12 protein-coding genes are annotated in these 14,257 nt (G+C 57.2%); 2 read left to right on the forward strand and 10 right to left on the reverse strand.

The genetic code is table 11. The annotated features are described in order from the left end of the window. Positions 1-166: 166 nt before the first annotated feature. The 6 genes from QPL98_RS15590 to QPL98_RS15615 form a co-directional block, all read right to left on the reverse strand. The gene (locus tag QPL98_RS15590; protein WP_303293579.1) at positions 167-784 is read right to left on the reverse strand and encodes a sulfite oxidase heme-binding subunit YedZ; all 618 of its coding nucleotides are present in this window, start codon (positions 782-784) and stop codon (positions 167-169) included. Next, complete coding sequence (msrP, locus tag QPL98_RS15595) at positions 784-1,758, reverse strand: protein-methionine-sulfoxide reductase catalytic subunit MsrP (protein WP_303293580.1); 975 nt, start codon at positions 1,756-1,758, stop codon at positions 784-786. The genes QPL98_RS15590 and msrP overlap by 1 nt, the downstream gene beginning before the upstream one ends. An 87-nt stretch (positions 1,759-1,845) precedes the next feature. Further along, a complete protein-coding gene (gene pssA / locus QPL98_RS15600) occupies positions 1,846-2,661 on the reverse strand; it encodes a CDP-diacylglycerol--serine O-phosphatidyltransferase (RefSeq protein ID WP_011784403.1) in 816 nt (271 codons plus the stop codon). 90 nt (positions 2,662-2,751) lie between these two features. Continuing rightward, positions 2,752-3,768 carry a ketol-acid reductoisomerase gene (gene ilvC / locus QPL98_RS15605; protein WP_226611683.1) on the reverse strand — a complete coding sequence of 339 codons (1,017 nt, stop codon included), beginning with the start codon at positions 3,766-3,768 and terminating at the stop codon, positions 2,752-2,754. 64 nt (positions 3,769-3,832) lie between these two features. After that, positions 3,833-4,324, reverse strand: coding sequence for an acetolactate synthase small subunit (gene ilvN / locus QPL98_RS15610; protein WP_011784401.1), 492 nt, complete (start codon positions 4,322-4,324; stop codon positions 3,833-3,835). 2 nt (positions 4,325-4,326) lie between these two features. After that, positions 4,327-6,045, reverse strand: a complete 1,719-nt coding sequence (locus QPL98_RS15615) for an acetolactate synthase 3 large subunit (protein WP_303293581.1) — start codon at positions 6,043-6,045, stop codon at positions 4,327-4,329. Between the two features lie 470 nt (positions 6,046-6,515). Between QPL98_RS15615 and QPL98_RS15620 the strand changes: the two genes are divergently transcribed. Further along, positions 6,516-6,992, forward strand: a complete 477-nt coding sequence (locus QPL98_RS15620) for a DUF4124 domain-containing protein (RefSeq protein ID WP_303293582.1) — start codon at positions 6,516-6,518, stop codon at positions 6,990-6,992. 80 nt (positions 6,993-7,072) lie between these two features. Here the strand turns inward: QPL98_RS15620 and clpB are convergent, their stop codons facing one another. From clpB to rluD, 3 genes are all read right to left on the reverse strand, one after another. Beyond that, positions 7,073-9,652 carry an ATP-dependent chaperone ClpB gene (gene clpB / locus QPL98_RS15625; RefSeq protein WP_303293583.1) on the reverse strand — a complete coding sequence of 860 codons (2,580 nt, stop codon included), beginning with the start codon at positions 9,650-9,652 and terminating at the stop codon, positions 7,073-7,075. Between the two features lie 173 nt (positions 9,653-9,825). Then, positions 9,826-10,584 (reverse strand): peptidoglycan editing factor PgeF, encoded by a 759-nt coding sequence (pgeF, locus tag QPL98_RS15630; protein ID WP_303293603.1) that lies wholly within the window; start codon positions 10,582-10,584, stop codon positions 9,826-9,828. Then, entirely contained in the window at positions 10,574-11,551 is a 978-nt protein-coding gene (gene rluD / locus QPL98_RS15635) for a 23S rRNA pseudouridine(1911/1915/1917) synthase RluD (protein ID WP_303293584.1), read from the reverse strand. The genes pgeF and rluD overlap by 11 nt, the downstream gene beginning before the upstream one ends. Positions 11,552-11,723: 172 nt before the next feature. Here rluD and QPL98_RS15640 point away from each other — a divergent pair, with 172 nt between their 5' ends. Continuing rightward, positions 11,724-12,557 (forward strand): outer membrane protein assembly factor BamD, encoded by an 834-nt coding sequence (locus QPL98_RS15640; RefSeq protein ID WP_303293585.1) that lies wholly within the window; start codon positions 11,724-11,726, stop codon positions 12,555-12,557. Between the two features lie 8 nt (positions 12,558-12,565). Here QPL98_RS15640 and QPL98_RS15645 read toward each other — a convergent pair whose 3' ends face one another. Further along, positions 12,566-14,230: an NAD+ synthase gene (locus QPL98_RS15645; protein ID WP_303293586.1), complete on the reverse strand. Its 1,665-nt coding sequence runs from the start codon at positions 14,228-14,230 to the stop codon at positions 12,566-12,568. Between the last annotated feature and the right edge of the window lie 27 nt (positions 14,231-14,257).

Here is a 14,257-nt window from a genome sequence, read left to right on the forward strand (position 1 = left end):
GTTCCTCGTGAACCGGCGTTGTCTGCCGTGTCCCTCAGAAGTGGTGCGCATTCTACAGCCCTCAGGAAAACTGTCAACGCCCATTTTCAATTTATTTTACCGGGCTTCGGTTTCCACCTATGCGAGTGATCAAATACCCGCCAAAACGTTCAGCCCTTGACCAAAATCACGTTCTTTTAAGAGGAATGAGGGTGGAAAAACCAGACCAGTACACCCTGGCGCCCAGCAAAACAGCCAGCAACAGGCCGTAGATCATCATTTCGGTCACATCGCTGCGTGCCTGCCACAGGAAATGAACCCAGGCCAGAACCGCCGAACTGTAGATAAGACGATGTAATGGTTTCCAGCCGCGCCCCATCCTTTTCATCATTCCCCTGGTCGAGGTCGCCGCCAGCGGCGCCATTAACAGCAACGCCAAGCCACCCGCGATGATATAGGGACGCTTGGTAAAGGTTGCCCATAGATCAAACCATCCAAGGATGAACTGGAGGAAGGCGAGCACATGCAAAGCCGCGTAGAAAAAAGCATATAACCCCAGCATCCTGCGAAAGCGGAGCCAACCGGCCCAACCTGTGATTTTTCGCAATGGTGAGATCAACAGGGTTATCAGCAGAAACTGGAACGCCGCGATACCCAGTGCTTCCGTAATGGTCTGGCCTGGATCAGGCCCCAGATTACCACTCTGGATGTCCCACCCGATCAACGCGAGCGGAATCAGGCAGGACAGAAAAACCAGGACTTTAACCGGAGCATAGGGAAATTGACGAGAAGCCTTGGATGCCATCAATAATACCTGGAAAGATCCATATCCTTGTATAGATGAGCGACCTGTTCACCATAGCCGTTAAACTTCACTGTCTCGATCCAGTTCGGACTCAACAAACCAGAGGGCAGGCGACGCTCACGTTTCTGACTCCAGCGCGGATGATCCACTTCCGGATTCACGTTGGCATAGAAGCCATACTCTTCAGGCGCAATCATCTCCCAGCTGGTCTTGGGTCGCTCCTCCATGAAGCGGATACGGACGATCGACTTGATGCTCTTGAAGCCATACTTCCACGGCACAACCAGGCGGATCGGCGCACCATTCTGGTTTGGCAGGGTCTTGCCGTACAAACCAATGGCCAGAAACGACAACTCGTTCATGGCCTCGTCCATCCGGAGCCCCTCCCGGTAGGGCCAGTCAATCACGCTGAACATGGAGCGCTGCCCACGCATCTGGTCCGGATCATGAAGCGTTTCGAAGTAGACGTATTTAGCTTTTGATGTCGGCTGCAGACTGGCGAGCACTTCGGCCAACGGCACACCGACCCACGGAATCACCATCGACCAGGCTTCCACGCAACGCAACCGGTAAATACGCTCCTGGTACTGGTGAGGCTTCAGCAGATCTTCCAGCGCATAGGCGCCTGTCTTTGCACATTCACCTTCGACAGATACAGACCAGGGGTCGACCGACATGGCGCCTGCATATCGCGCAGGGTCGCCTTTGTCCGTACCAAACTCATAAAAGTTGTTGTAGGAAGTAATCGCGGGGTAAGGCGCTTTCTTTTCGTCGGTAGAAAACGCCGGCATGGCCTTATACTGCAGGGCGTCGCCAGGAATTCCGCCCTCCTCCGCCTTGAGAAGGGCCGGCATGATCAGCGCCGCAGCGGATGCCATCGTCCCGGCCATGAATTTCCGCCGGTTCAGGTAGACGGATTCAGGCGTCACTTCAGATTCTGACAGAGCCCACGATGGGCGGCGCTTGATAAGCATCGGGAATCTCCAATTCATTACTTGAGGTAACTGACCGGAGGTTCCCGAGAAAATTCCCGGCCGAATCACTCGGCCGAGGGGCAAGCCCTACCGGGCGCGGGCCGGCTTGCGACGGAACAGAGCTCGAACCGGGCCGGAAAGCGCGTAAATCAGGAACCCGGTGAACAGTACGGTGGCGGGATCAAGGGCGATCACCACAAACACCAGCACCACCAGAAGTATTGCCGCGAAAGGCACCCGACCTCGAAGATCGAGATCCTTGAAGCTGCGGTAGAGAATATTGCTGACCATCAGCACACCGGTTCCGGCCACAACGATAATTGTCAGCAACGTCAGCCAGGACGATGGCTCGAAACTGTGGAAACACCACACCAGCCCCGCAACGCATGCGGCGGCCGATGGACTGGGCAGGCCCACAAAGTATTTTTTGTCCACGGAGCCGATCTGGGTATTGAACCGGGCCAACCGCAATGCTGCGCCGGCCACGTAGATGAACGTAACCACCCAGCCCACCTTGTCCAACCCGTTGAGGGACCAGAAAAACGCCACCAGGCCGGGCGCAACACCGAAGGCCACCATGTCGGCAAGGCTGTCGTATTCCTCACCGAATTTGCTCTGAGTATTCGTCATCCGGGCAACACGGCCATCCAGTCCATCCAGAATCATGGACACGAAAATGGCAATGGCCGCATTGTCGAACACACCATTGGCGGCAGAAACAATCGCATAGAATCCAGAGAACAGAGAGGCTGTCGTCAGCGCGTTGGGAAGCAGGTAAATGCCTTTGCGACGAACCTTTGCCCCCTCAACAAGCTCCTCTTCAACCACTTCACCGGGCTCAATTTCCGGATCTGCGGCTTTCCTGGTTTCTGATTTTTCCACGGTATTCTTTTCTTCAGTCATTCCATAAACTCCGGAAAGCATTTGGGCGGAGTATAAACGAAAAACGCGGCCACAAGGGGCCGCGTTTCCAAACCTTACCGAAAATCCGGATCAGTTCTTGTCTTTGTCCACGATCTTGTTCGCGGAAATCCACGGCATCATGGAACGCAACTTCTCGCCCACGGTTTCGATCTCGTGAGCCGCATTCTGGCGACGGCGGGCGGTCATGGACGGGTAGTTCAATGCGCCTTCAGAGATGAACATCTTGGCGTATTCACCACTCTGGATGCGCTTCAGTGCGTTACGCATGGCTTCGCGGGACTGCTCGTTGATCACCTCCGGGCCGGTTACGTATTCACCGTACTCGGCGTTGTTGGAGATGGAGTAGTTCATGTTGGCGATACCGCCTTCGTACATCAGGTCAACAATCAGCTTAAGCTCATGCAGACACTCGAAGTACGCCATTTCCGGAGCGTAGCCTGCTTCGGTCAGGGTTTCGAAGCCGGCTTTAACCAGCTCAACCGCACCACCACACAGAACCGCCTGCTCACCGAACAGATCGGTTTCGGTTTCGTCCTTGAAGGTGGTTTCGATGATGCCCGTACGGCCGCCGCCGATGCCGCTGGCGTAGGACAGAGCTACATTCTTGGCGTTGCCGGACGCGTCCTGGAAGATCGCAATCAGGTCAGGGATACCACCGCCCTTGGTGAACTCGGTGCGCACAGTGTGGCCCGGAGCTTTCGGAGCAACCATGATCACATCCAGATCTTTGCGCGGAACGATCTGGTTGTAGTGAATCGCAAAGCCGTGAGCGAAGGCCAGAGTAGCACCCTGCTTCAGGTTCGGCTCGATTTCCTCACGGTACAGCTGGGCCTGGAACTCGTCCGGCGTCAGAACCATGACCACGTCTGCAGATGCAACGGCAGAAGCCACATCGCTGGTCTTCAGTCCATAGGCTTCAGCCTTGGCGATGGAGGATGAACCGGTACGCAGACCAACAACCACGTCTACACCGGAGTCCTTCAGGTTACACGCATGAGCGTGACCCTGGGAGCCGAAGCCGAGAATGGCAACTTTCTTGCCCTGGATGATGGAAAGATCGCAATCCTTATCGTAATAAACCTGCATGAGAAACCTCTATTGTATGTACTGGCCCCTCGGGGCCATGATTTTCGATTTGTTTCGGCAGCCCTTACAGGCTGAGCACCTTTTCGCCCCGGGCAATGCCAGATACACCAGTGCGAACAACTTCCAGAACACCCGAAGTGCCCACCGCCTGAATGAAGCCGTCCAGCTTTTCACTGTCGCCGGCAAGCTGCACGGTGTAGACAGAACTGGTGACATCCACAATCTGGCCACGGAAGATATCCACCGTGCGCTTGATCTCGGCACGCTGGGATCCGGTTGCCTTGAGCTTGACCAGCATCAGCTCCCGCTCGATGTGAGCGCCCTCGGTCAGATCCACCAGCTTGACCACTTCGATCAGCTTGTTCAGCTGCTTGGTGATCTGCTCGATAACCTTGTCGGAACCTGTCGTGGTGACAGTCAGGCGAGACAGGGTTTCGTCTTCCGTGGGCGCTACGGTCAGGGTTTCGATGTTGTAGTTGCGCTGCGAAAACAGGCCAACCACACGAGACAGTGCGCCGGGTTCGTTTTCCAGCAAAACAGAAATGATTCGACGCATGATCACACCCTCTCCGTTTTGCTGAGCCACATGTCTTTCATGGATCCTCGAGCGACCTGCATGGGATAGACATGCTCAAAGCGGTCCACATAGATATCGACAAACACCAGTTTGTCTTTCATGGCCAGGACTTCCTTGAGCTTGGGCTCCAGGTCTTCCTTGCGATCAATGCGCACCCCCACATGACCATATGCTTCCGCCAGTTTGATGAAGTCCGGCAAAGACTCCATGTAAGACTGGGAATGGCGGGACTCGTAATTCATGTCCTGCCACTGCTTGACCATGCCCAGAGCCTGGTTATTCAGGTTGATGATCTTCACCGGCAGATCGTACTGCTTGCAGGTGGACAGCTCCTGGATGTTCATCTGGATACTGCCTTCACCAGTGAAGCACAGCACTTCATCTTCCGGATGGGTCAGTTTGATACCCATAGCGGCCGGCAGACCGAAGCCCATGGTGCCGAGGCCACCGGAGTTGATCCAGCGGTTGGGCTTATCGAACTTGTAGTACTGGGCAGCAAACATCTGGTGCTGACCTACATCGGTGGTTACGAAGGCATCACCATTTGTGAGCTTCCAGAGCATCTCGACCACTTCCTGGGGCTTGATTACATCCGGACTGGTCTCGTAACGCATACCGTGGAACGCGCGCCACTCTTCAATCTGCTTCCACCACGACGCCAGCGCCTCGGCATCCGGCTTGTCCCCGGATTCTTTTACCAGCGACAGCATTTCTTTCAGTACCGCATCCACCGGGCCGACAATGGGCACGTCGGCATCTATGGTCTTGGAGATAGATGCCGGGTCGATATCGATATGAATAATGCGCGCGCCCGGGCAGAACTTCTCGGTGGCGTTGGTTACACGATCATCGAAGCGCGCGCCCACACAGAGAATCAGATCTGAATGGTGCATCGCCATGTTGGCTTCATAGGTACCGTGCATACCCAGCCAGCCCAGGTGCTGTTTGTCGGTCGCTGGATAGCAGCCGATGCCCATCAGGGTGTTGGTGATGGGGAAGCCCAGGGTCTGGGTCAGCTCGGTCAACTGGCTGGAAGCCTTGCCCAGGATCACACCGCCGCCGGCATAGATGATCGGGCGCTTGGCCGCCATCAGCATGTCGACGGCTTTCTTGATCTGGCCGGCATGGCCACGAACCGCCGGGTTGTAGGAGCGCAGCTTGACCTTCTTCGGATAGGCATACTCATAGCGCTCGTTCGGGGTGGTCATATCCTTGGGGATGTCCACCACAACCGGGCCGGGGCGGCCAGTAGAGGCAATATAGTAAGCCTTGCGGATCACTTCAGGAATTTCTTCCGGATGGCGCACACTGAGGTTGTGCTTAACTACCGGGCGGGAAACACCAATCATGTCGGTTTCCTGGAAGGCATCCTCACCAATCAGCGTGGATGCAACCTGGCCGCACAGAACCACCATGGGGATGGAATCCATGAATGCGGTGGCAATGCCGGTAATAGTGTTGGTGGCTCCAGGACCCGAGGTCACCAGTACGGTACCTGGTTTTCCGGTTGCACGAGCATAGCCGTCGGCCATGTGGACCGCCGCCTGTTCGTGCCGAACCAGAATATGCTTGACTTTGTCCTGCCTGAACAGCGCATCATAAATATGAAGGGCTGCACCACCCGGATAGCCGTATATGTATTCGATCCCTTCATCCTGCAGGGAGCGGATCAGCATATCGGCGCCAGACAATAACTCCACGATTTTCTACCCTCTTCTACGAGTGAATGAGCCGGGTTACGCCCCGGTTGCCTGGATTCTCGGTTTCCCTGCTTCTTGTGAAAGCGGAACCGGCGTACTCCTCCACACTAAAACTAAAGAGGTTGTCTCCTGGCCAGCCGCCCTCCTGAGGGTTGCGGAGAACGGCCAATCAACGGGTTGCACGTAAGCAACAACCAAGGCCCGCCAGACGCTGGCGAACGCAGTGTGGTGATTAACGGGGGATACTCGCTCGGGATTGCCTGCCGTATTGACCCCAGTCTTCAGGCAATCGGTAATTCTGACAGCGGGAAACTCGCTGTCAATAGGCGCTGTGGCTTAATTACCGCCGAATTCGCCTCTCTCTGCCATACTGTGCAAAACTGCGTGCAAGATTTTGAACCAGAGACAGGAAAATCCGGCCATCCGATGGCATGATAGCCACAGGCAGTAACCAAGTGACGAGCAGAGACATGAACCGAAAAATATTATTGCTGACGGTATTGATGGCGGCCGCACCCGGCCTTGCGACCAGCGCTTCGGTCTATAAGTGGACAGACGAGAACGGTGTAACGCACTTTGGCGACCGGCAGCCAACCGGCCAGAACGCAGAGCAGGTAAACGTTCGTTCCGGCACCAGTCAGGGTGCTGGTGTTCAGCGCCGAAGCGCCCAGGAACAGCTGGGCGAACTGCAGGAGCAACAGGCGGCAGAGCAACAGAAACGAGAAGAATCTGCGGTTGAGGAAGCTCGCCGGAAACAGCGCGAAGCCAATTGCGCCACGGCACGCTCCAATCTTGAGGTGATCAACAGCAACGCTCGTATCCGGGTGGAGGAAAACGGTGAAACCCGGTACCTGAGCCCTGAGGAAATCGAGCAGCAGCGCCAGAAATTCCAGGAACTTGCAGACGAAAACTGCGGCCCAGAACAAGAAGGCAGTAGCGAGCGTTAAACCCGAAGGTTCGGAGAACAGAAAAGGGCGGAGACTCGTGCCTTCCGCCCTTTTCTTTTTCAGCAGCTGAGGTCCCGCCCTCAGCCGTTCTTACTGAACACCAGACGGTCTTCCTGAACCGTTGCGCGAATGGTATCGCCGGGCACAAAGTCACCCTGTAGCAGCTTCTGCGCCAGCGGATTTTCGATCATGCGCTGAATCGCCCGCTTCAGCGGCCGAGCGCCATAAACCGGGTCGTACCCCACTTCCGCCAGCAACTGCATCACGTCGTCTCCGAGCTCCAGCTTCATATCCTGATCCTTCAGGCGACGAGCCAAATTCTCAATCTGGATACGGGCGATGCCCTGAATCTGGGACTCCGCCAGCGGATGGAACACCACTACTTCATCCACACGGTTAATGAACTCCGGCCGGAAATGGGTGCCAACCACTTCCATCACCGCCGACTTCATGTCTTCGTAGTTCTCTTCTCCGGCCTTCTCCTGGATTATGTGGGAACCCAGATTCGAGGTCATCACCACCACCGTGTTGCGGAAGTCGACCGTGCGGCCCTGACCATCGGTCAGACGCCCATCATCCAGCACCTGAAGCAGGATGTTGAAGACATCCGGGTGCGCCTTTTCAACCTCATCCAGAAGCAGAACCGAGTAGGGCCGGCGACGCACGGCCTCGGTCAGGTAGCCACCCTCTTCATACCCCACATATCCGGGAGGCGCACCAATCAAACGGGCGACCGAGTGCTTCTCCATGAATTCTGACATATCAATGCGAACCATGGCCTCTTCGGTATCGAACAGGAAGTTTGCCAGCGCCTTGCACAACTCGGTCTTCCCCACCCCCGTCGGCCCGAGGAACAGGAAAGAACCGTTGGGACGATTCGGATCCGACAGGCCAGCCCGTGACCGGCGCACCGCATTGGATACCGCTTCCACCGCCTCATCCTGGCCAATGACCCGATCGTGGAGGGCTTCCTCCATGCGCATCAGCTTGTCGCGCTCACCCTCCAGCATCTTGGATACCGGAATCCCCGTCCACTTGGAGACGATTTCAGCAATTTCCTCATCCGTCACCCGGTTGCGCAGCAGCTTCATTTCCATCATTTCCGCCTGGCTGGCCATATCCAGCTGGCGCTCCAACTCCGGAATCCGGCCGTACTGCAGCTCGGACATCTTGCCGAGATCCCCTGCACGGCGGGCATTCTCCAGGTCAATCCTGGCCTGCTCCAGTTGGCTCTTGATCTTCTGGGAGCCATGCAGAGCCGCCTTTTCAGTGTTCCAGACTTCCTCAAGGTCGGCGTATTCGCGCTCAACGTTGCCGATAACGGCAGACAACTCTTCCAGCCGCTTCTTAGAGGCGGCGTCGGTTTCCTTTTTCAGGGCTTCCCGCTCAATCTTGAGCTGAATCAGCCGGCGCTCCAGGCGATCCAGAGCCTCAGGCTTGGAGTCCATTTCCATACGTATCTGGCTGGCCGCTTCATCCACCAGGTCAATGGCCTTATCCGGCAACTGACGATCGGTAATATATCGATGAGACAGCTTGGCGGCCGCGATGATGGCGCCATCCGTTACCTCAACCCCATGGTGAACCTCATAGCGCTCTTTCAGCCCACGCAGGATGGCGATGGTATCTTCCTCACTGGGCTCGCTGACCAGCACTTTCTGGAAACGGCGTTCCAGTGCTGCATCTTTTTCAATATTCTCCCGGTACTCATTCAGCGTGGTGGCGCCGACACAATGCAACTCTCCCCGGGCCAGCGCCGGCTTCAGCATGTTTCCGGCATCCATCGAACCCTCGGCTTTCCCGGCGCCTACCATGGTGTGGATTTCGTCAATGAACAGGATGATCTGGCCTTCCTGTTTCGACAACTCGTTAAGCACTGCCTTCAGGCGCTCCTCAAACTCACCCCGGAACTTGGCGCCGGCAATCAATGCGCCCATGTCCAGCGACAGTACTTTCTTGTCCTTCAGGCCATCGGGCACCTCGCCGTTGACGATACGCTGGGCCAGCCCCTCAACAATCGCGGTTTTACCCACACCAGGCTCACCGATCAGCACGGGGTTGTTCTTGCGTCGGCGCTGCAGTACCTGAATGGTGCGCCGGATTTCGTCGTCGCGACCGATTACCGGGTCCAGCTTGCCGGCTTCGGCCCGCTCGGTAAGGTCAATGGTGTACTTTGACAGCGCCTGACGGTTTTCCTCAGCGCCGGCATCATTCACCGACTCTCCCCCTCGGACTTCGTCAATGGCTTTTTCCAGCGCCGCCTTGTCAACGCCTTGCTCTCGCAAAATGCGCCCCAATGAACCACGGTCTTCAACCGCCGCCAGCAGAACCAGCTCACTGGATATGAACTGGTCACCCCGCTTCTGGGCCAGCTTGTCGGAAATGTTGAACAGTCGACCCATGTCGTTCGACATGGACACATCGCCGGCATTGCCCTGCACTTCCGGCAGGTTCTCAATTTCCTTCGCCACGGCCTGCCGTACCCGGCCGGGCTCAACCCCCACTTGTTTGAGCAGCGGTTTAATGGAGCCTCCCTGCTGGTCCAGCAGGGCCTGCATCAGATGCACGGGCTCGATGAAGTTATGGTCTTTGCCAACCGCGATGGACTGCGCATCCGCCAACGCGGTTTGCAGTTTGCTGGTGAGCTTGTCGATTCTCATGTGTTCTTATCCCCAAATTCGTAGTGAATACCGATCAACCCTGTGGTCCGGATATTCCGATTGCTTTGAAACTTAATGTAGGGGCAAGTGGGGGGAGTTCAAGTTGGACAGACCGCAATTCGTCAGAAATTTGACGGCTGTCAGTTAACACATCAGGAAGAGCTATCGAGACTTCAGGATTTTAGCCAGACCAGGGTGGCCATACGGCCAGTTTGACCATCCCGGCGATAGGAAAAGAACCATTCCCGATCCTGAACGGTGCACAGGCTACCGCCAACGACGGACGAGACACCAATCTGATTCAGGCGCAGGGTTGCCAGACTGTAGATATCGGCCATGAAATGGCCCGGGCGAGCCCCCCTGGTTTTAAAGGCATTCGCAGCCCGCGGGCTATGCCGGACAAACGCTTCGCGCACCTCCGTACCAACTTCGAAACTGTCGGGGCCAATGGCGGGGCCCAGCCAGGCCGAAAGCTTGTCAGGCTCAACCGCCATCGCACTGACCAGGTTTTCCAGCACGCCTCCGCTGAGGCTGCGCCAGCCGGCGTGAGCAGCCCCCACTACGGTTCCATCGGAATCCGCAATCACTACGGGCAGGCAGTCGGCAGTCAGAATGGCACAACCAAGGCCGGGCGATCGGGTGAAACTGGCATCCGCTTCAGGAACCTGTTGAGCGTTGTCGGGTGTAAGCTCGACCACCCTAGCACCATGCACCTGATTCAACCAGCCAATCCGATCCACCTCTAACCCCGTGAAACGAGCCAGGCGCTGCCGGTTTTCGGAGACAGATTCAGGGCTATCCCCGACATGATCCCCGAGGTTGAGCGAGCTCCACGGCGCCTCACTGACGCCTCCCTTGCGAGTCGTGCACATGGCTTGCACCGCCCCCGGCGCGGACCAACTCGGCCTCAGGATGTAGTTATCAGAAATCACGTTCTTCCAGCTCACGGGCGTGTTTGCGCAGAGCTTCGATCAGGTGAACCATATCCTCTGGCAGCGGCACCTCCCAGCTCAGAATCTCTCCCGTTTCAGGATGTTCAAGGGTCAGCTGCCGGGCGTGCAGCGCCTGCCTGGTAAACGCAGCCAGCACATCCCGAAGTTCCTCAGTGGTTCCTTTGGGCAACCGCAGCCTCCCACCATAGGCGGGGTCGCCAACCAGCGGGTGGCGCACATGCGCCATATGCACACGGATCTGATGGGTACGGCCACTTTCCAGCTTGCACCGAACCAGGGTATGGGCGGCAAAACGCTCCAGCAGGCGGTAATGGGTGACCGCCGGTTTGCCACTGGAAACCACGGCCATTCGTTTACGATCCTGCGGATGACGGCCGATAGGTGCGTCGACTGTCGCACCGCCGGTCAGCGCGCCCACCACCACGGCCTCATACTCCCGGCCCATGGTGCGCATTTGCAGCTGGTCCACCAGAGAGGTATGGGCAATCAGACTGCGGGCCACCACCATGATGCCGGAGGTATCCTTGTCCAGGCGATGAACAATACCTGCCCTCGGCAGGTTTTCCACTTCCGGCGCGTAATTCAGCAGGGCGTTAACCAGCGTGCCATCGGCATGACCGGCCGCTGGATGCACCACCAACCCGGCCGGCTTGTTAATCACCAGCAGGTGCTCATCTTCGTAGACGATATCCAGACTGATGGGTTCGGCTTCCCAGGTCACCTGCACTTCCGGCTCAGCATCGAGAGCCAGGGAATCGCCCATCATTACCTTGTCCCGCGGCTTGCGGGATTTACCGTTCACCGTCAGGGCTCCGCTCTTGATCCAGGATTGCAGGCGGGAGCGGGAATGCTCGGGCATCAGCTCCGCCGCGGCCTGATCCAGCCGCTTGTCGCTGAGTTCCGGCGGGACGGTAAATTGGCCGGTAATTCGGTTTTCGGAAGTCATTCAGCCTCGTTTTCGCCGTTGGTTTCTGGCGCATACGGCCGCCGGGCGGGCGGCGATGTTACGTTTCGGTCAGATTCCGGCGCCAATATCGGGAAACACTGCACACAGACAGTCTTCCCCGTTACAATGGCCAATCCAACCACAAGTTCTGACCATTATACGGGATTCCGGCATGAGATCAGTCGTTCGATTACTGCTACTTTCCACTCTTTTTGCGCTGGCCGCCGGCTGCGCGTCCCAGAAGGAGGTGGAAGTCCTGCCGGAAGAAACCTATTACGAAAATGCCCGCAAGGCCATGAACTCGGGCAACTTCAACGAAGCCGAACAGAATCTGGATGCCCTGGAGACCTATTACCCGTTCGGCCGCTATGCCGAACAGGCTCAGCTGGATCTGATCTTTGCCCGTTATCAGAACCTCGACCTTGAAGGTTCCCGGGCCGCCGCCGACCGCTTCATGCGCCTGAATCCGCAGAGTGATCACCTGGACTATGCCCTCTATATGAGAGGGCTAGCCTCCTACAACCTGGATCTGGGGCTGGCCGCCCGCTATTTCCCCGTTGACGTGGCCGCACGCAACCCTGGCGAGCAGCTGCAGGCCTTCCGCGATTTCTCGCAACTGCTGAACCGGTTCCCGGACAGTGAGTATGCCCCGGACGCTCGCCAGCGCATGATCGCCATCCGCAATCGCATGGCTGAACTGGAACTGCACGCAGCCCGTTACTACATCAAGCGTGAGGCCTACGTGGCCGCCAACAACCGCGCCCGCTACGTGGTTGAGAACTATCCGTCTTCGCCTTCAGTGGAAGAGGCTCTGATGATCATGGCGGATACCTTCCGCTTTCTGGAGCTGAAAAAGGGCGCCAACGATGCCATTGCCACCCTGAGAAAAAACTTCCCCAACAGCGAGGCCTTCAACGAGAACGGTGAGTACGAATCGGATCTTCTTCGCCGCCAGAACCGGTCACTGACCAACGTGGTGACCTTTGGTCTGATGGGGGATGAATAAGAGCGGGATTACTTCCCGCTCTTCCAGCCGTTGGTAATGGGATAGCGCCGGTCTTTGCCAAAGCCCCGCTCGGTAATACGAACACCGATGGGGGCCTGGCGGCGCTTGTATTCATTGATATCGACCAGCCTGACCACCCTGTCCACGTCTTCCCGTTCAAACCCTTCCGCTACGATGGCATCGGCACTGTAATCACGCTCCACGTACAGATTCAGGATCTGATCCAGTACGTCATAGCCTGGCAAGCTGTCCTCATCTTTCTGGTCCGGCGCCAGCTCGGCTGAGGGCGGGCGGGTAATCACCCGCTCCGGAATCACTGGTGACAGGGTATTGCGGTAGCGCGCCAGCCGGAAAACCAGCGTTTTCGGCACGTCCTTCAGAACATCAAAGCCACCGGCCATGTCACCGTATAGCGTGGAATAGCCAACCGCCATTTCACTCTTGTTGCCGGTCGTAAGCACCAAAGAGCCAAACTTGTTGGACAGTGACATAAGCAGCACGCCCCGCAGGCGGGCCTGAAGGTTTTCCTCAGTGGTATCCGGCTTGGTGCCCGCAAACGGTTCTGCCAGCGCCGCCATGAAGGCATCGTACATGGGCTCAATGGAGAACACGTCATACTGCACACCCAGGGCGGTGGCCTCGGCTTCGGCATCTTCCAGGCTGATGCTGGAGGTATACCGGAACGGCATCATCACCGCGTGCACACGCTCCTTGCCCAGTGCATCCACCGCAACCGCCAGTGTAACCGCCGAATCGATGCCGCCGGACAGGCCAAGTACTACCGACCTGAAACCATTCTTGTTGACGTAATCCCGCACACCAGTCACCAGGGCGCGGTATACATTGGCTTCCAGCTGCGGTTCTGGCGGCAATGGGCGGGAGATCGGCTGGCAGTGGTGTTCGCACAAGAGGTCCACCGGGTACAGCCCTTCCTCGAACTGAAGCACTTCCGCCGACAGCCCACCGGAATGATCAAACACCATGGAGCCGCCATCAAACACCAGCTCATCCTGGCCGCCCACAAGGTTCACATAGACGATGCTGACCCGGTTCTCCCGGGACTTGCGTTCCAGCAAAGCCTTGCGACGGGCCTGTTTATCGATATCGTAGGGCGAGGCATTGAGATTAAGGATGAGCCGGGCACCCGCGGCTGCCGCATCTTCCACAGGGCCATCTTTCCAGAGATCCTCACACACGGTAATGCCGACAGGCTGGCCTTTAATGTCGAGCACCAGGGTGTCGGAACCTTCGGCGAAATAGCGCTTTTCGTCAAAAACCTGGTAGTTCGGCGGGAAGCGTTTGAAGTAGCGACCGCGAATCTGACCGGCTTCAATCACCAGCGCCGCGTTATATAGCAACCCTCCAGAGCGAATAGGAGCCCCGATGACCATAGCCGGAGGCAGTGCCGCACTTTGCAGCTTTTCCAGTGCTTCGCGCACGCGAAGGTCCAGACTTGGGCGCAACAGGAGATCTTCCGGCGGGTAGCCGGTCAGGCACAGCTCCGGAAAGACAACGATATCGGCCTGATGCTCCGTCCAGGCCCGTTGGGTTGCCTCCAGAATCAGATCGGTATTGCCCGGAATATCTCCAACCAGGAAATCCAGTTGCGCCATAACAACGCGGAGTTTTCTGGCGGCGTTCTGGCTCTGGGATGTTTGACCGGCTTCCGGCATGGACTGGCTCCTGTAACTTGTTGCCGT

Source organism: Marinobacter sp. ST-43, assembly GCF_030541085.1.
Lineage (GTDB): Bacteria > Pseudomonadota > Gammaproteobacteria > Pseudomonadales > Oleiphilaceae > Marinobacter > Marinobacter nauticus.

What these genes read in the sequence shown, in the direction of transcription:
- QPL98_RS15590 (WP_303293579.1), bottom strand. Translation starts at nt 784, where the DNA reads ATGGCATCCAAGGCTTCTCGTCAATTTCCCTATGCTCCGGTTAAAGTC.
- msrP (WP_303293580.1), bottom strand. Translation starts at nt 1,758, where the DNA reads ATGCTTATCAAGCGCCGCCCATCGTGGGCTCTGTCAGAATCTGAAGTG.
- pssA (WP_011784403.1), bottom strand. Translation starts at nt 2,661, where the DNA reads ATGACTGAAGAAAAGAATACCGTGGAAAAATCAGAAACCAGGAAAGCC.
- ilvC (WP_226611683.1), bottom strand. Translation starts at nt 3,768, where the DNA reads ATGCAGGTTTATTACGATAAGGATTGCGATCTTTCCATCATCCAGGGC.
- ilvN (WP_011784401.1), bottom strand. Translation starts at nt 4,324, where the DNA reads ATGCGTCGAATCATTTCTGTTTTGCTGGAAAACGAACCCGGCGCACTG.
- QPL98_RS15620 (WP_303293582.1), top strand. Translation starts at nt 6,516, where the DNA reads ATGAACCGAAAAATATTATTGCTGACGGTATTGATGGCGGCCGCACCC.
- clpB (WP_303293583.1), bottom strand. Translation starts at nt 9,652, where the DNA reads ATGAGAATCGACAAGCTCACCAGCAAACTGCAAACCGCGTTGGCGGAT.
- rluD (WP_303293584.1), bottom strand. Translation starts at nt 11,551, where the DNA reads ATGACTTCCGAAAACCGAATTACCGGCCAATTTACCGTCCCGCCGGAA.
- QPL98_RS15640 (WP_303293585.1), top strand. Translation starts at nt 11,724, where the DNA reads ATGAGATCAGTCGTTCGATTACTGCTACTTTCCACTCTTTTTGCGCTG.
- QPL98_RS15645 (WP_303293586.1), bottom strand. Translation starts at nt 14,230, where the DNA reads ATGCCGGAAGCCGGTCAAACATCCCAGAGCCAGAACGCCGCCAGAAAA.